Origin of the sequence: Nostoc sp. C057 (assembly GCF_013393925.1) — a bacterium.
Lineage (GTDB): Bacteria > Cyanobacteriota > Cyanobacteriia > Cyanobacteriales > Nostocaceae > Nostoc > Nostoc muscorum_A.
Map to the genome: position 1 here is coordinate 4,795,887 of NZ_CP040281.1, position 15,469 is coordinate 4,811,355.

The window sequence follows — 15,469 nt, forward strand, 5'->3', positions numbered from 1 at the left end:
TGCTAGTTAGGGAAATTAAGCAGGCATCATTTGCATACTTCTGCAAGAGTCTGCACACTTACGACAAGCAGCAGCACATTCCATCATTTTCATGTCATCGCTCATCATCTCACATGCCATTGCAGTGCGATCGCACATTTCAGCACAGAGCATACAAGTACGTTCCATGAACTCAGAACCACTCATCATCATATTCATGCACATCATGCACATTTCAGAGCAATCGCGCATCATGCTCATCATGCTCATCATGTCCTTGTTCATCTGCATACCACCTTTGGCCATGCAGTAAGTCATGGTTTCCATGCACATTTTATGACAGTCCATACAAACTTCCATACAAGCTTGCATTTCGGCAGTCATGGTTTCAGTCATCATCATCATCATAGGAAATACCTCTTGATTTTTTGATGCATAAAGAGTGTCCTTCTAAGGACTACTCACAACATTAATCCTATCCTTTGAAAGAGTCAATGGAAGTTTTTTGTCCAAAATTCAGAAGCCTACTATCCCGATATAATTACCGGGAATTTGGGCAAATCCTACAGAAGTTTGGTGCTGTTTTTTTGGCTATTCTTACACATTAAGGCTTAGAAACTCTCGTTGTGGAGTGGGGTTTTATGGAGCAAGTCAACTTTTCTATCAGCAAGCAAAAGTTAGAGCTATAATCTAGATTAAAGATAATGTCATGATTTCTTGACAAAGGTTTTTTAGAAACATTTATTAAATTCTATTAAGCCAGTATTTATTAGCTCTAATGAATATTTTGTGTATTCTCATCGACTTCATTTCAATCACAAAATCTTAGTATTAAGTAAGGCGGTCTAATAAAAGCAAAATGTGTGAAGAAAGGTAAAGAAAGCTAAAACTATTTTTGCCTTGCCCCTGTCTTATCCCACTGATAATTATTTACGCCGAGCTACTTATTCTTTGCGCTGTTGCTCCAACCATTGTAAAATCCGATTCCATGCCCACCAAGGATCGGAGTCTTGTACTTGACGCTGGCACTCTTTACTACTCAAATAGCCAACATGACCACCGTACTGAGTGAGCAATAAATCTATTGCGGAATTGCGATCGCAAGCTTCTTGTAATTCCGGTATGATGGCTGGGTCAAAAAGTGGGTCATCAGCAGCATATAAAATCAAAGTCGGTTTTGAGATTTGCGGCAATATTTGTAAAGCACTACTAGCTTGGTAATATGCTTCCACAGAAGAAAAACCTAATCGGTTAATTACCAGTTCGTTATCAAAACCCCAAATACTATTCGCCCGTTCAATCGCTGCTGGGTCAATGCTTCCAGGATGAGCATCATGAATTCGCCATGCTAGTTTTTTTAAATTCTGGGCAATCCCCGCTTCCAAATATCTACCAAAGGGTTTTGTAACTAGATAAGATAGCGATCGCTCCGAATCCAAACTCGGACAAATCACCATACCACCGCCAATATCGCTGTCTTCTAGTCCTAAATCTTCATATTCCCTAATCACCTCACCAGCCACCTTCACTGCCCATAGTGCCAATTGACCTCCTAAAGAAAACCCTGTAAACCAAAATTTCCCAGGACATCCCATTGCCTTAGCTGCGGCGGCGATGCGAACAAAATCTTCCCCTTCATACAAACCATCAGAAGTCAGAGTTGGCGACAATTCGGCAGTTTTCCCGTGGGCCCGCCAATCAAACAACACTACAGCGTATCCTTGAGCGTAGGCTTTACGCCCTAGCACCCTCAAAAACCATTCTGTTTTTAACTCTCCAGTAATGCCGTAAGTGCCGATAATCGTGCTATGGGCATTTTCCGGGATGGCAACCAAGCCAAAAATTGGCACACCTTGGCCACCAACAAAGATTTTCTCGTGATAAGAAGGTTCTGGGTCTTTAGTAGTACTTTGCCAGTGACGTTTTCCCCACAAAGCAGTGTATACAGTCATCATCACACCGTTTTGTAAAAACCAAGACGGATTGTAGGGGGGAGTATAACACATCATAGACTATAAGATTTCATGTAGTTGAGTCTTGATTTCATAGTCATTTAATCTTAATATTTATGTAAGATTTAAAAACTTTTTTAGAATCGTTTCAAAAATCTTTGTATCTATCAAAGGTTGTTAATTATCCTTAATAAGTAGTAATAATTTTTAAGAATGCCGAGGATTCTTGTCATAGACGATGACCCAGCGATTTCAGAACTAGTTGCCGTCAACTTGGAAATGGCTGGCTACGATGTTAGTCAAGCTGAAGACGGCATCAAAGGTCAAGCGCTGGCTCTCCAGCTTCAACCAGACTTGATCATGCTCGATTTAATGTTGCCCAGAGTAGATGGGTTTACAGTTTGCCAACGCCTGCGCCGAGACGATCGCACCTCTGAGATTCCCGTGTTAATGTTGACGGCTTTGAGCCAAACTCAGGACAAGGTGGAAGGCTTTAATGCTGGCGCAGATGACTACCTCACCAAGCCTTTCGAAGTTGAAGAACTGTTGGCACGGGTGCGGGCACTTTTGCGACGTACTGACCGCATTCCCCAAGCCGCAAAGCATAGTGAGATTCTGAACTATGGATCATTGACCCTTGTTCCCGAAAGATTTGAGGCAATATGGTTCAATGACACGGTGAAATTGACTCATTTGGAATTTGAGCTACTTCACTGCTTATTGCAACGCCACGGTCAAACAGTTTCTCCTAGCGAAATCCTCAGAGAAGTTTGGGGCTACGATCCCGATGACGATATTGAAACGATTCGAGTCCATATTCGCCACTTGAGAACCAAGCTAGAACCCGATCCTCGCCATCCCCGCTATATCAAAACAGTGTATGGTGCTGGATACTGTCTTGAGTTACCCGGTATACCTCCATCAAATGAAGGGGCTTCAGTAACAGTCGTTGAATGAAATCGCTAAATTGCCTTAACTAAGCCATCACTTAGGCAAGAACTTTCAGAAACACTTATTCCTTACCGTTTAGTTAAGGTTATTGGTGAGGTTTTCCGGTGTGTAGAGACGTTGCAATGCAACGTCTCTACAAGCGTTACCGACAGGGAAATTATTTTATCCCAAGGGTATTAGTCTAAAATCATCTCAAGAGTATTGCTGTAGGATACTGAACAAAAGCACTGATACGAATGGCACTAAGAAAAGATACAGCCCTTGTTCTGACTGGTTCCCAGCCTAGAGACTGGAAATCCGTTCTGGAAGGGCTGCCGCCTCCGGTAGCTTGAATTGAGGCAGAGCCTCTTTTAAATACATTCCCAGTCTGGAGGCTGGGAACGAAACGACACAAGCTTTTGGGCTTTTCTTAGCGCCATTCAGCACTTAGGGGCTTGCAAGAAAATAAAATACCAGTCATTCTAGAAGAATAGGAGGCGCGGATCTGCCCGCGTTTGCTCTGAATTTCTAGAATTGGAATCACAGGGTTCATGCTTACCGACACCATAAAATCTACCTTCAAAGATGCAGCCAAGAAACTAACTGGCAGCTGTAAAAGAGACTTCATGGCAAAAGTTACTGAAGATTACTTCGATAGTTCAGCACGCATTGCAGAAACAGTTTTAGGATGGAATCGCTCCTGTGTACAACTTGGCTTGCATGAACGGCGGACAGGGATAGTCTGTGTGGATAACTATCATGCAAGGGGACGACATAATAGTGTTGAGATTCTGCCCAATTTAGAAGCAGATATTTGTTCTTTGGTAGATGCTCAAGCCCAAGCTCCAAAATTTCAATCGACCTTTCTATATGCTCGTATCAGTGCCAGAGCGGTACGAGAAGCATTAATCAGTGAAATAGGTTATGACCACAGTCAATTGCCGTCTCGTCAAACTCTGGGGAAGATTCTTAATAGCTTGGGGTATCGCCTAAAAAAACACAAAAAACAAAGCCCTTGAAAAAAGATTCCGCAAACAGATGCCATTTTCGACAATGTGTTTCAGGAAAATCAGGCATCGGATGAGAATCCCAAATCGTTGCGAGTCTCTATCGATACTAAAGCCAAGGTGAAGATTGGCAATCTTTCCAGAGGTGGTAAAGCTCGGACACTGGAAGCAAAAGCTGCGGATGACCACGATACACAGTGGGAGGCAGTCTTAGTTCCTTTTGGCATTCTCAACACACACAGTGAAAAGCTTACGATTTACTTAGGTCAGTCGGCTGAAACCAGTGATTTTATTGTCGATTGTTTAACTGCTTGGTGGTATGAGAATCAACACGATTACCAAGATTATGATGAATGGGTAATTGACCTTGATGGTGGTGCAGCAACTCGCAGTAACCGCACACAGTTTATCAAACGTATGGTTGAACTGTCTCAAGCAATTAATTTAAGAATCCGACTGATTTACTATCCTCCGTACCATAGCAAGTACAATCCCATAGAGAGGTGTTGGGCAGCCCTAGAGAACTATTGGAATGGCGCAATTCTGGATTCGATTGAAGTTGCCATCAAGTGGGCTTCCAATATGACTTGGAAAGGGATTGCACCCATTGTTCACCGTGTTGAAGCAACCTATGAAAAAGGAATCAAGGTTCTCTCACAAGAGTTAGAACACTACCAAACCTTCTGGCAACCTTCCGAAACTCTACCTAAATGGGATATCACAATTTTCCCCGTTTAATTGGTATCTTATTTTCTTGCAAATCCCTTATACTGTTTACACTGCTAGTTTAAGTAGGCTGTAGGGTACTGACTAATTTTAGTTGGCGGCCGTTTAATTTTTCCCTCGCAGTAACCCAGGTCGTACATACTAGCAGCTTGAGAATCTTCTTCTGGTGCCAATTTAGCTTTTCCAGCCCAAGCATCAGATTTTCCTAAGTTAAACCAATCTTCATTAGTCATCCCTAAACCAAATGTGTTCTCGGTTGTTTTTGTCATTTAAGTACCTCTACCGTACTGATAAGTGACTGGCTTTGAATACCTTGCGATACACTACGACTGGGCGTGCCAATCTTGGGCTTGTTGGCGGATAGACTGTAATTCTTCAGAAGACATTTTATCTAAATTCTTTAAAATAAAACTCATCCTTCCTTGAGACTGTAGTTGTTGGCGGTGTCGGTTAAAAAAATCCCAATAAAAGAAGTTGAACGGACAAGCATTTTTACCGACACGTTCCTTATGGTTATAAACACAACTTTTGCAATAGTCACTCATTTTATTTATATAGTTAGCAGAAGCAGCATAAGGTTTTGATGCCAACACACCTCCATCAGCAAATAAACCCATACCAATGACATTTGTCTGCATTACCCAGTCATAAGCATCAATAAACACTGCATGGAACCAGTTTTCTACAGATTGTGGTGAAAGTCCGGAAATCAAAGCAAAATTACTCAACACCATTAGCCGTTGAATATGATGAGCATAGCCAGTGCGTTCCACTTGCGTAAGAATCTGGTGTAGACAATTCATTTCGGTTCTGCTTGTCCAGAAAAAATCAGGTAGCAGTTGTGTGTGGCTAAACCAATTTTTATCTGAGTAATCTGCATCTACATAGTGATAGATGCCGTGCATATATTCTCGCCAACCCAACACCTGACGAATGAAACCTTCTACACTATTTAAAGGCAATTGCTGTTGGAAGTATGCTTGTTGTACGGCTTGAATTACCTCCATTGGTTGGAGTAAACCGATATTCAAATAAGGAGAAAGTAGCGCGTGCCACATTGTTTCTTCCCCTGTTACCATTGCATCTTGGTAGGGGCCAAAATGCGGTAGACGATTTTGAATAAACCAATCTAATACTTGAAGTGCCTGTTGGCGATTTATTCCCCAGCGAAAAGGTTTTATTTCCCCATAAGTTGGGCAAGTGAGAGAATTAACTTGAGCAATGACATCGAGAGTAATTTCGTCTGGTTCAAACCATTGTGCAGGTGGTGTATTTAATTTACCTTTGGGTGGTTGACGATTTTCTTTATCTAAATTCCACTGTCCACCAACTGGTTTATCTTTCTCCATTAAAATTTGGAAACGTCGCCTTCCTTCCCGATAAAAGTCTTCCATTAACAGGCGCTTACGATCTGATGCCCAATGATTGAATTCTTCTGTACTCCACAAAAAATGATTGTTAGGAATCAAAGTGATTGTACAGAAAAGTTCTAAACTTTGAATCATTTGGGTGAATGGTAGATCATTCGGTGTCATCACCCGCAATTGAGTAATTTGATTTTCCCTAATCCATTCTTGGAGTGGTGCTTCAAAATCTTCAGCTATTTTGTATGTTACTGAATATTTTAGTTGTCGCAACTCTTGGGCAAAATGCCTCATTGCCGACCAAAGTAAGACTAACTTTTGCCGATGGTAAGGTCTTACTTGAACATGACGCAGTGACTCAATCAAAATTACAGGCACGTTCTCCTGATGAAAACAACTTTCTAAAGCTGCTTGTTTTACCCAAAGTTGATCGCCTAATACCCAAACCCCAATTGTCACGTCGTTTCACTCCGAATTCAAAATTCAAAATTCAAAATTAATAATCGCCATCAATAAATTTAGTTGCTCTGTATCCTTTTCTGTTTTAGTTATTGTTAGTACCACTAATGCCCATACCTACAGATAAACATAGATAGTGCTTATCTGTAGGGCGTGGGGAATGGATTTGATTTAGGAGTTTATGAGTTTTCCTCTAGAATTTTTGGGTGCGATCGCTTTGGAATAACTGATGCAATGCATAAACACAAGGTAACTACCCGATTTCACACAATTCGAGTTACTTGCTGATTCACACGGGGACGGCCAAAGCGCTCCCAAGCACTCCCTCCTCGCAAAAATAGCTCTAAAAAGCGCAATGGTTCTCCTGAATCGCCTCTTGACCAACCGGAACTACCTGGAGCAAAGGCTAAAGTTCCTTCAGATACCTTGAAGCTGCCATCAGAATATACTGCATCACTAACCACATCTCCAATTCGAATCACAATCTTGCTTTGAGGCTCCAAGTTTAGTGTATGCGCCCCAATAGTTGTTTTGATGTTGCCGTAGCCATCAACCCAGGCAATTCGATCTGGTGGAACATCTGGGATTTGCTCGTTCTTAAGGCTATCTCCTAGAAGGCTAAAATCTTCATTCATAATGGCAGCCGCAGCCGGAGGAAACACATCCCGTGAGCGAAACTGCGATCCACCACGAGAAACGTTCACTACTCGCAACTCCTTTGTATAGTCTTTGATAAAGGAGAGAGTGTAGCCCGCATTTACACCTACTACTTTTACACCATTAGATAAAAGGGCATAAGTTAGTCCTTCACCTTCATTATCGCGACGGGCTTCAGGATCATCCTGACGAGGGGCACAGTTGTGATAAATTAAGCGATCGCTAGGGCCAGGGTTGAGTCCTAGTTGGGCAATCCAGAATCCCGTTGCTAAGGTACTGAATGCTGGAACCGAAAGCAAATGAATTTGGGCATGGGGAAAAGCCATCAGCAGACGTTGTGTGACTTCTGTAAATGCCGGATCTCCTGTACCGTAGTCTGCAATGACACAAATAAACATTCTGCTCCTCCTTCCTTAGCAAGTAATTTGCAATCAATGGTTAGGCAATAGGTGGTTTTAAACGCCCCACTGGCCCTGCCTCATCAGTAGTTTAGGTGCGATCTCAACTATATACAAGATTTCTACATAACATTGAGCGTAATTTTCCACTAACAAAATGCTGGAATCACCAACCTAGATTAATTACATCAGTCATCATGTGATTACAGGTTGAAATAAGCAGTTGTCTATTTATTTCACTCCTATTAATAACGTTAAAGTCTTAGTCAACGCAATGAAAACAATCACCTCACTTTTTAGCGAAGAACGCAACCAACTCCAGACAGATATTGATAACACAACCAACATCGATGAGATAGTTAAGTTGGTTCACAATCGACTTGATAATCTCGAAAGAGTTTACATTGAAAAGCTTAATTTAGCTCAAGTTCGTCTCGCTTCCTTTTTCCTAGATACCTTGCGGCAGTCCATCGCCACTCTCGCTGCGGCTAACTATTCTCAAATTGCTCCAACAGAGCGAAAGCAATTTACTAACTCAGGTACAAAGTTTTTTTCCAGCAGATTAATTCTAAAACTGCTAAAGGGACTAATTTATATAGGCATCTTAGGTTCGTTATTCTCTTTAACTAAAATTACCCCAGGTGCATGGATGGCTATCTTACTAACCTCTGTACTTCTAGGGGTAGAAATTGTACTTCAACTCGACTTAAAGAATCAGCAAAATTCTATATCTTCAGAGCTATTGGAATTACCCAAACCTCTGCTCCGGGTTGATAGCAAAGTATTTTTAGATCATCTTGGTGATGCCCTCAACACTATCGACCTAGCAGTAGCTAGAGTAGAAGATGGGAATAAACATGAAGGCGATTTAGCAATAGAAGAACTACCAGAGCTATTGAATTTTCTGCAAAGGCTAATGGGCGCATCAAAACTTGATAAACCCCAAATGGCTTATGAACTTGCAAAACTTCTGCCACAGATTTTAATGTCTCAGGGAATTAACACTCAAATTTATCGACCAAATGACCCTCACAGCGATCGCAATTATTTTGACTTTGAGCCAAGTATCGACCCCGATACTAAAGAACACGTGACTCTAACTCCCGCTTTGTTAAAAGGCGATCGCTTAATTAGGCGCGGTCGAGTAATTGAGCCAGCATATTCCGCTTCTAGAGAATAATAGACAATAAGGGTATGGAAATTTTAGAAACAATCGGTTTTGATTTGGGACACGGTGAAACGGCTGTAGCTAAAGCGATAGTGGAAAGCATCGACCCTCCCCAGATGCTGGAGATTAATAACAAGAAGAACCAAATTACAGCCCTGGGTTGGCATCCTAAACTCGGTTATCTTGTCGGCGAACAAGCATTAATTCAAGCTGGCGTTACCCAACTGACAATTTCTTTTAAGCAAAAACCCAATAACGATCCCAAATATCGGGAAACAATTAGCACTTTTGTGGCAACATACTACCGCCTTTTGAAAGAAAGCAAACAACTTGAAGGTGGGAAAGGTAGCTATTTTTACATAGGTTGCCCTTCAGGATGGTCAGTTAGCGATCGCACCGAATACCAAAAGCTACTTCAAGAAGCTGGTATTCCCCAAATAAATGTTGTACCCGAATCGCGGGCTGCTTTCATGCAAGCCAAGGAAGCCGGGAAGTTGGAGTATGACAAACTTGTTGCATCGGTGTTAATTGTCGATATTGGTTCTTCAACCACAGATTTTACTTTGGTTAAAAGCTTAGAAGAAATCCCGATAGATTTCGGGAGTAATACTTTAGGTGCATCTCTAATTGACAAAGCTATTTTTGCTCGGACTCTCGCCAACCACGAGCAAAAAGCATTACTCGAAAAAGTATTTAAGGAATATCCCCATCACCAAGCTCGTTGTGAACTTGCTTGTCGCAAAGCTAAAGAAGATTACTTTTCTAATGAACAGCTATATAGCGATCCTGAATCCTTTGCGCGTGGCTTCGAGTCGATCAACGAACAGATTTATTTTATTCCCCAAGTAAATAAATTGATGATGGAGGAAATTTTAAACCAGCCCTTACCTGAATTAGAGCATCATAGTTGGGTGCGATCGTTTAGCGACTCTTTAACTGAGGCGAAAGAAAAGCTGGAAAAACTTGGAATCGTGCCGAAACTTTTGCTGATGACTGGTGGTGCATCTCGCATGAAGTTTACGCACTTGCTTTGTCAGGAAATGTTTCCCGAACCAGAAACGCTACTTCGCCCCGATCCAGAACCGGAACGGTGTATTGCACTGGGTTTAGCACGAGTAGGACGATGGGATCTGCGTGCTGCTGCTTTTAAAGAAGAAGTCAACAAACTATTTACCTCGAACAAACTTAAAGGTTTGATTGAGAGGCATATCCCGGAGTTAATCGAATCATTAACTAAGCCTTTGACAGACGGCTTGCTCGTGAATGCAGTTAAACCAGCTTTAAAAGATTGGCAAAAAAACAAAATACGGACTTTAGCCGATTTGGAAACATCTTTAATCAGTCGGGCAGAACAGTGGCTCAAAAGCGATCTAGCTGTGCAGATAATTAATCATCAATGCGCTTATTGGTTTAGCAATAAAATCCAACCAGATTTAGCCGCACAAACCGATCCAATATGTCGAAAGTTTCAGATACCTAGAAGCAGCTTAAGGTTCCAGGATAGTATTGACCCAAATTTTGTTAACCCAGAGTTACGAATTGGAGATGCTATTTTGGCTGAGACAGTGGGCTTTATTGTCAATGTAGTAATTGGTGGAGGCACTGTAGCTAGCATCATCACTCTCATCCTAACTGGACACTTAACCTGGCCTATTGCATTAGTATATGGGGCTTCGGTTATGGCAGCAGGAATGGAGCTAAATCGTAAGAGTGTTCAAGAAGTAATCAAGACAAATGTAGACGTACCTAGTTGGGTTCGTTCTAGTTTTTTGAGTGACAAAAAAATCGATGATATGTGTGAGCAAATAAAGCCTGAGTTAGAGAAAGTTCTTCAAGAACAATTGACAGCAGATCGAGAGGCTTTTGATAAACTGATTAGCAAAGTTGAGCAAGGGCTTCAAAAAACCCTTTCTACCAAGGTTCAATCTTGCATAATTCTGATTCAATAGCAGTAAATATAGTTTTTATAATCTCAGCGTTCTCTGTGCCTCTTCGGTTTAAAAGGAATTTATTTAACCGCAGAGGCACAGAGAACACAGAGAGAAGAGGTTAAAGAATAATTTATAGACTAAAATTTTCACCCACCTTGAAATGGCTAGTTTTATAACAGTAAAAAAAGAGGTGAGCTTAGAGACAAAAGTCAGTTAATTAAATATATAAATCACTAAAAATTCAATGATTCAAACAATAGTTATTTTTCTCATCATTGGACTAATTATAGCTGGCATTTTAGCCAATCCCATCCTAATCAAAAGGCGAAGAAACCGTCTTAAATACCGTCCTTTTCCTCCACTGTGGAATGCAATTATTGAGAATAATCTTCCTATTTATCTGCGTCTCTCTCCCGATGAAATCAGACGACTTCAGGGACATATTCAAGTATTTTTAGCAGAAAAGCAATTTATTGGCTGTAGAGGATTACAGGTGACGGAGGAAATGAAAGTTACTCTTGCTGCGATCGCCTGTTTACTTTTATTAAATGAACGTGGGCAATACTTCCCTAGACTTCGTTCAATTCTGGTGTATCCCAATGCCTATTTTGTTCAAGAAACAACTTCCATCGGAAAATATGTTGTTGAAGAAAGGCGTGTGGCAAGACTAGGAGAATCGTGGACAAATGACCAATTAGTACTGTCTTGGGAACAGGTAAAACAAGATATTAATAACTGGAGAGATGGACGTAACGTTGTGCTTCATGAATTCGCCCATCAGTTAGATCAAGAAGATGGTAAAGCTGAAGGAGTTCCGATACTGCAAAGCAACTCAGACTATGCTATTTGGGCGAAGGTGATGACAGAAGCATATCAGCAACTTTGTAATGATGTTCTACAAGGCGCAAAGACGGTAATGGATAGCTATGGGGCAACGAATCCCGCAGAATTTTTTGCCGTAGCGACTGAGACATTCTTTGAGAAACCACACCAATTGCTGTCTAAGCATCCGGCACTTTATGAGCAATTGCAACGTTACTATCAATTAGATCCTTTGCAATGGGTATAAACTAAATAAATAGGCAAGAATCACATTATGTCCCAATACGTTTGGGTTAAACGCTACTTGTACAAAATTGTGGGTTTTGAGACGTGATAAATTGCCGTCTCTACAAGTGTTTTGGTTTTATCTGAACTGTATTGTATTATGTCCAGCTAATCAATCTTCCTTTCAAAATATTTAACGAATTACAAATTACGTTAGCGTTCGCGTAGCGTCTCGTAGAGAAGCGGGGCGTAGCCCATTACGAATTATTTCAACTAGGAGCCTTTCATTGCTAGAATTTTTAAAGCTACTGCTTCAGGGACGGGCATAACTGATAATCGATTTCCTTGTCTCACCAACATTAAGTCTTCGGCGCTAAACTTTTCTTTGAGTATTGATAGCAAGATAGGGTTAGAAAAAGTCTCAACGAATTCTACTACAACTGTTTGCCACCGAGGTGATTCAGAAGTTGATTTCGGATCGTAATATTTACTTTCTGGCTCAAACTGGGTCGGGTCAGCAATATCTTTTTTCACTACACGCATTAACCCAGCAATATTAGGAGGATTAGCATTCGAGTGATAGAAAAAAGCTAAGTCCCCTTCCTCCATTTGGCGCAAAAAGTTGCGAGCTTGATAATTGCGAACACCGTCCCAGATAGTCTGGCTTTGTTGTTGAAGGTCAGCAATGCTATAGGCTTCTGGTTCTGATTTCATTAGCCAATAATTCATCTACAAAAATTATCTATGTACAAAAGCATTTTAATTTTGAGCAGGTAACTAAGTTCGTAGTAAGGACTTTAGTCCTTATTTTTTAAGCACTAAAGTGCTTACTACAAGCCTTCTTGCACTAGTGAATATTTGGCTTAACTACGATAAGCTATAACGGCATAAAATGGATCTCCTCCAGCTGCACCCAACCACTGAAATAAATTCGGTAATGTTGATTTATGAGCTATAACTTCTGCGGTTGTAAATCCTGGGACTGAGGCGAAGTAAGCTTTGACTAATTCCACTCGCTGTGATTCTGAAGCCTCCCGCCAAGCTTGAATCGCCTTTTCAAAAAACATTCGGTTAGAAAAGCTGATAATTGCAACACCACCAGGTTTCAGGATGCGGTAAATTTCAGAAAATATTGCTTCTGGATATTGCATATATTGCACAGATACGCAATTGAGAACAGCATCAAAATCTCCATCTGCTAAAGGCAGCTGGGGATTTTCGTTAAGATTTTGCACAAAGTAATGATTTAAGCGGGGATTTCGTGCTAATTCCTCAGCGTTGAGTCCGTGTCCTTCCACATGGTCAAACTGCATCTCTTCTGGCAGATGAGACACCCAGCTGCTCATCATATCAAGAATGCGGGTGTTCGGTTTGAGGCGATCGCGGTATAAATCCGTTAGCTGTTGAATAAATCCTTCATCGACATGGGTTACAAAGCGGGGATAGGCATAGAACAGCTTATCGTCTTTGTCGTCTAATTTCTGGCGTTGATTCGGTCTTAATTGCATAAATCTCTGTTTTGGAGTACTTTTTTCAAAAAATGCGGCAATTTCAGGTATTGTTCAAAAAACAGTATGTAACATATTTTAATAACAGCAAGACACATAGACGAGTCTAAATAGCAGCATTCAATTTTATCAATTCAATGTTTTATAAATTACATATATTGCGGCATATTTGGCGACAAACGCGCCTAGTGGGATTATTACCATATTTGAGCTTGTTACTTTGGATACTTCCCTTATTATTATTTACTTCTGGGCACAATAGCCTGATGGCACATGATGAAGCGCTTTACGCTTCGCGTGCGCGTCTGATGTTTGATTCTGGTAATTGGATAACTCCTTGGACAACGGCACATCATAAAACCCCTGGCCCTTATTGGTTAATTGCCAGTTTCTACAAGCTGTTTGGGATGAGTGATACTAGTGCGCGTCTTCCTAGTATGATTGCTAGTATTTTTAGCTTATGGCTTGTGTATGAAATCGGCAAAATTATGCTGGGCAAAAAATTAGCTTGGCTTGCTGCTGCTATTTTAAGTGTGGAATTTCTCTGGCTGCAATACTCTCGCTTAAGTACACCTGATATACCGATGGTTCTATTGGTACTTTTAGCTATTTTGTCTTTAATAAAAACAGAATCATATCCTAAATATCGCTATTTTTGGAGTTTTATAGCTGGTTTAAGTTTAGGTTTAGGCTTCTTAGTCAGAAGCTTTATGATTTTTTTGCCAATCATCGCTTTATTCCCTTATTTAATTTGGGAACATCGCCGTCATCATCATCTTACTAACCCATTTTTGTATTTAGGCTTTTTCGTCGGTTTAATACCTACTGGTGTTTGGCTGTGTTTAAGCTGGCTGCACTACGGAAATCAGAGTTTTGAAGAGTTGCTCAAGTTTGTTATGCAGCTAGGTTCTGAAAATAATTATAGAAATGATCGGCTGTTTTATTTATGGAATATTCTTTTAAAAGCATTTCCTTGGGCTTTTTTCGGACTTTTAGGTTTATTTTTAACTGTACGTCGTCCTATTCCTCGTTATCAGTTAATATTAGTTGGCTTTCCACTTATCCTATTTTGTGAGCTTAGTCTTTTTAGCACTCGTCTCCCTCATTATAGTCTTTGCCTTTATCCGTTTATAGCTTTGTTTGCATCTGTGGGTTTAAACTGGTTAGGTAGTATTTACCAGACAGGAATTACCCCCCCATTACCTCTTGAAAAAGATAAAATAAATGTATTAAGCCTTTTTGCCAAAAAAAATCTTCCTCGAAATCTCAGTTATGGCTTTGGTGGGTTCGGTGTTTTACTTGTTATAGCGAGTATTGGCATTTTTAGTTGGGGTAGTTTTGATTTTCGCAAGTATGCAACTATTGGCTTGGCTATGGGCTTGGGTTGGTTAATTTTACCTGTAGTGTGGATTAGTCGTTACCACTTTGGCAAGAAGTTTCTCACAGTGCGTTATTGGATTGCAGGTTGGTTAATTCCCTGTTGGCTAGCTTTGGCGACGATTGGTAGCATAGGTCTGTTAAGTGACTATAACCATGTTTTGAAAACTTTTTTACAACAAACTGCGATCGCCTCAACTCTCCAATCTCATCCTACCTACTATGTGGAAATAGACCAAAAAACCGAAGTATTATTTGAGTTCTATCTTCCTATCCATGCCCAGCAAGTAGCCTCTATTTCGCAAATACCAGCTTTGAGCTATGCTTGGATCTATACTGACCAATCCCTTAAATTATCTAGACCTCACCGTATTCTCGGCACTGTCAAAGAGTACCAGTTGATCCAATTTCTTCCCTAAGATAGATGCAAAGTACCTGTTGCTAAAAAATGTTGATTTATATATAATAGTACGTACACTAAGTATTTTGCTAAATGGTTTCTACATCTAATCATTCCCCAGCTTTAGAGTCGTGGCAGCAAAATCTGGCACCATACAATTTGGGCTACAGAATCAAATTAGTTTCACAATTGCTCAGTCGCAAGTTTACAGATAAGCTAGAACCCTTTGGACTTACACCATTTCACTGGTTGGTGTTGTGCTGTTTGTGGCAAGAAGATGGTTTACCTACTTCTAGTATTGGAGACAAACTCAAACAAGTGGGAGGGACTTTAACAGGCGTACTAGATCGGATGGAAGAACGCGGTTTGGTGCGTCGAGAACGCGACACTCACGATCGCCGCATCTGGCGGATCTGGCTAACGGATGCAGGTAAAGAACTAGAAAGTATTTTACCCCCAATCGCCGCCGCAGTGCGGGATGAAGCAATGGACGGTATTTCTTTTGCTGACCGAGAACTGTTTTCCCAAATCTTAAATCGGGCGATCGCTAACCTCTCCTAAAGATA

Annotated in this window: 15 protein-coding genes; 8 read left to right on the plus strand and 7 right to left on the minus strand. The window is 40.8% G+C overall.

Annotated features, from left to right (window positions below; genetic code table 11):
- Positions 1 to 15 precede the first annotated feature (15 nt).
- Both FD724_RS20555 and FD724_RS20560 read right to left on the minus strand, forming a co-directional pair.
- Positions 16 to 387, minus strand: a complete 372-nt coding sequence (locus FD724_RS20555) for a four-helix bundle copper-binding protein (RefSeq protein WP_179073913.1) — start codon at positions 385 to 387, stop codon at positions 16 to 18.
- Between the two features lie 536 nt (positions 388 to 923).
- Positions 924 to 1,988, minus strand: a complete 1,065-nt coding sequence (locus FD724_RS20560; RefSeq protein WP_179073914.1) for a YheT family hydrolase — start codon at positions 1,986 to 1,988, stop codon at positions 924 to 926.
- Between the two features lie 156 nt (positions 1,989 to 2,144).
- On the opposite strand from FD724_RS20560, the gene FD724_RS20565 reads away from it, so the two are divergent.
- The 3 genes from FD724_RS20565 (at position 2,145) to FD724_RS20575 (ending at position 4,606) form a co-directional block, all read left to right on the plus strand.
- Positions 2,145 to 2,888 (plus strand): response regulator transcription factor, encoded by a 744-nt coding sequence (locus FD724_RS20565; RefSeq protein WP_094331110.1) that lies wholly within the window; start codon positions 2,145 to 2,147, stop codon positions 2,886 to 2,888.
- Between the two features lie 524 nt (positions 2,889 to 3,412).
- Entirely contained in the window at positions 3,413 to 3,880 is a 468-nt protein-coding gene (locus tag FD724_RS20570; protein WP_179071339.1) for a hypothetical protein, read from the plus strand.
- Positions 3,881 to 3,916: 36 nt separating this feature from the next.
- Complete coding sequence (locus FD724_RS20575) at positions 3,917 to 4,606, plus strand: transposase (RefSeq protein WP_179073915.1); 690 nt, start codon at positions 3,917 to 3,919, stop codon at positions 4,604 to 4,606.
- 44 nt (positions 4,607 to 4,650) lie between these two features.
- On the opposite strand, the gene FD724_RS20580 is transcribed toward FD724_RS20575, so the two are convergent.
- From FD724_RS20580 to FD724_RS20590, 3 genes are all read right to left on the minus strand, one after another.
- A complete protein-coding gene (locus FD724_RS20580) occupies positions 4,651 to 4,863 on the minus strand; it encodes a hypothetical protein (RefSeq protein ID WP_114081729.1) in 213 nt (70 codons plus the stop codon).
- Positions 4,864 to 4,917: 54 nt separating this feature from the next.
- Positions 4,918 to 6,417, minus strand: coding sequence for a cryptochrome/photolyase family protein (locus FD724_RS20585; protein WP_179073916.1), 1,500 nt, complete (start codon positions 6,415 to 6,417; stop codon positions 4,918 to 4,920).
- Between the two features lie 263 nt (positions 6,418 to 6,680).
- A complete protein-coding gene (locus tag FD724_RS20590; protein ID WP_179073917.1) occupies positions 6,681 to 7,472 on the minus strand; it encodes an S-adenosyl-l-methionine hydroxide adenosyltransferase family protein in 792 nt (263 codons plus the stop codon).
- Positions 7,473 to 7,746: 274 nt separating this feature from the next.
- Here FD724_RS20590 and FD724_RS20595 point away from each other — a divergent pair, with 274 nt between their 5' ends.
- From FD724_RS20595 to FD724_RS20605, 3 genes are all read left to right on the plus strand, one after another.
- Positions 7,747 to 8,652 (plus strand): hypothetical protein, encoded by a 906-nt coding sequence (locus FD724_RS20595; protein WP_179073918.1) that lies wholly within the window; start codon positions 7,747 to 7,749, stop codon positions 8,650 to 8,652.
- Between the two features lie 14 nt (positions 8,653 to 8,666).
- Complete coding sequence (locus FD724_RS20600) at positions 8,667 to 10,589, plus strand: Hsp70 family protein (RefSeq protein WP_179073919.1); 1,923 nt, start codon at positions 8,667 to 8,669, stop codon at positions 10,587 to 10,589.
- Positions 10,590 to 10,815: 226 nt separating this feature from the next.
- The gene (locus FD724_RS20605; RefSeq protein ID WP_179073920.1) at positions 10,816 to 11,640 is read left to right on the plus strand and encodes a zinc-dependent peptidase; all 825 of its coding nucleotides are present in this window, start codon (positions 10,816 to 10,818) and stop codon (positions 11,638 to 11,640) included.
- Between the two features lie 251 nt (positions 11,641 to 11,891).
- Here FD724_RS20605 and FD724_RS20610 read toward each other — a convergent pair whose 3' ends face one another.
- Both FD724_RS20610 and FD724_RS20615 read right to left on the minus strand, forming a co-directional pair.
- Positions 11,892 to 12,347: an EVE domain-containing protein gene (locus FD724_RS20610; RefSeq protein ID WP_179073921.1), complete on the minus strand. Its 456-nt coding sequence runs from the start codon at positions 12,345 to 12,347 to the stop codon at positions 11,892 to 11,894.
- A 134-nt stretch (positions 12,348 to 12,481) separates the two neighbouring features.
- Positions 12,482 to 13,126, minus strand: coding sequence for a class I SAM-dependent methyltransferase (locus tag FD724_RS20615; protein ID WP_179073922.1), 645 nt, complete (start codon positions 13,124 to 13,126; stop codon positions 12,482 to 12,484).
- Positions 13,127 to 13,263: 137 nt separating this feature from the next.
- Here FD724_RS20615 and FD724_RS20620 point away from each other — a divergent pair, with 137 nt between their 5' ends.
- Positions 13,264 to 14,922: a glycosyltransferase family 39 protein gene (locus FD724_RS20620; RefSeq protein ID WP_179073923.1), complete on the plus strand. Its 1,659-nt coding sequence runs from the start codon at positions 13,264 to 13,266 to the stop codon at positions 14,920 to 14,922.
- 74 nt (positions 14,923 to 14,996) lie between these two features.
- On the plus strand, positions 14,997 to 15,464 hold the full coding sequence (locus FD724_RS20625; RefSeq protein ID WP_179073924.1) for a MarR family winged helix-turn-helix transcriptional regulator: 468 nt from the start codon (positions 14,997 to 14,999) through the stop codon (positions 15,462 to 15,464).
- The last annotated feature ends 5 nt before the right edge of the window (positions 15,465 to 15,469 follow it).

Coding starts and splice junctions, on each gene's coding strand:
- FD724_RS20565 (WP_094331110.1), top strand. CDS start 2,145: ATGCCGAGGATTCTTGTCATAGACGATGACCCAGCGATTTCAGAACTA.
- FD724_RS20595 (WP_179073918.1), top strand. CDS start 7,747: ATGAAAACAATCACCTCACTTTTTAGCGAAGAACGCAACCAACTCCAG.
- FD724_RS20605 (WP_179073920.1), top strand. CDS start 10,816: ATGATTCAAACAATAGTTATTTTTCTCATCATTGGACTAATTATAGCT.
- FD724_RS20620 (WP_179073923.1), top strand. CDS start 13,264: ATGTTTTATAAATTACATATATTGCGGCATATTTGGCGACAAACGCGC.
- FD724_RS20600 (WP_179073919.1), top strand. CDS start 8,667: ATGGAAATTTTAGAAACAATCGGTTTTGATTTGGGACACGGTGAAACG.
- FD724_RS20555 (WP_179073913.1), bottom strand. CDS start 387: ATGATGATGATGATGACTGAAACCATGACTGCCGAAATGCAAGCTTGT.
- FD724_RS20570 (WP_179071339.1), top strand. CDS start 3,413: ATGCTTACCGACACCATAAAATCTACCTTCAAAGATGCAGCCAAGAAA.
- FD724_RS20560 (WP_179073914.1), bottom strand. CDS start 1,988: ATGATGTGTTATACTCCCCCCTACAATCCGTCTTGGTTTTTACAAAAC.
- FD724_RS20610 (WP_179073921.1), bottom strand. CDS start 12,347: ATGAATTATTGGCTAATGAAATCAGAACCAGAAGCCTATAGCATTGCT.
- FD724_RS20580 (WP_114081729.1), bottom strand. CDS start 4,863: ATGACAAAAACAACCGAGAACACATTTGGTTTAGGGATGACTAATGAA.
- FD724_RS20625 (WP_179073924.1), top strand. CDS start 14,997: ATGGTTTCTACATCTAATCATTCCCCAGCTTTAGAGTCGTGGCAGCAA.
- FD724_RS20615 (WP_179073922.1), bottom strand. CDS start 13,126: ATGCAATTAAGACCGAATCAACGCCAGAAATTAGACGACAAAGACGAT.
- FD724_RS20590 (WP_179073917.1), bottom strand. CDS start 7,472: ATGTTTATTTGTGTCATTGCAGACTACGGTACAGGAGATCCGGCATTT.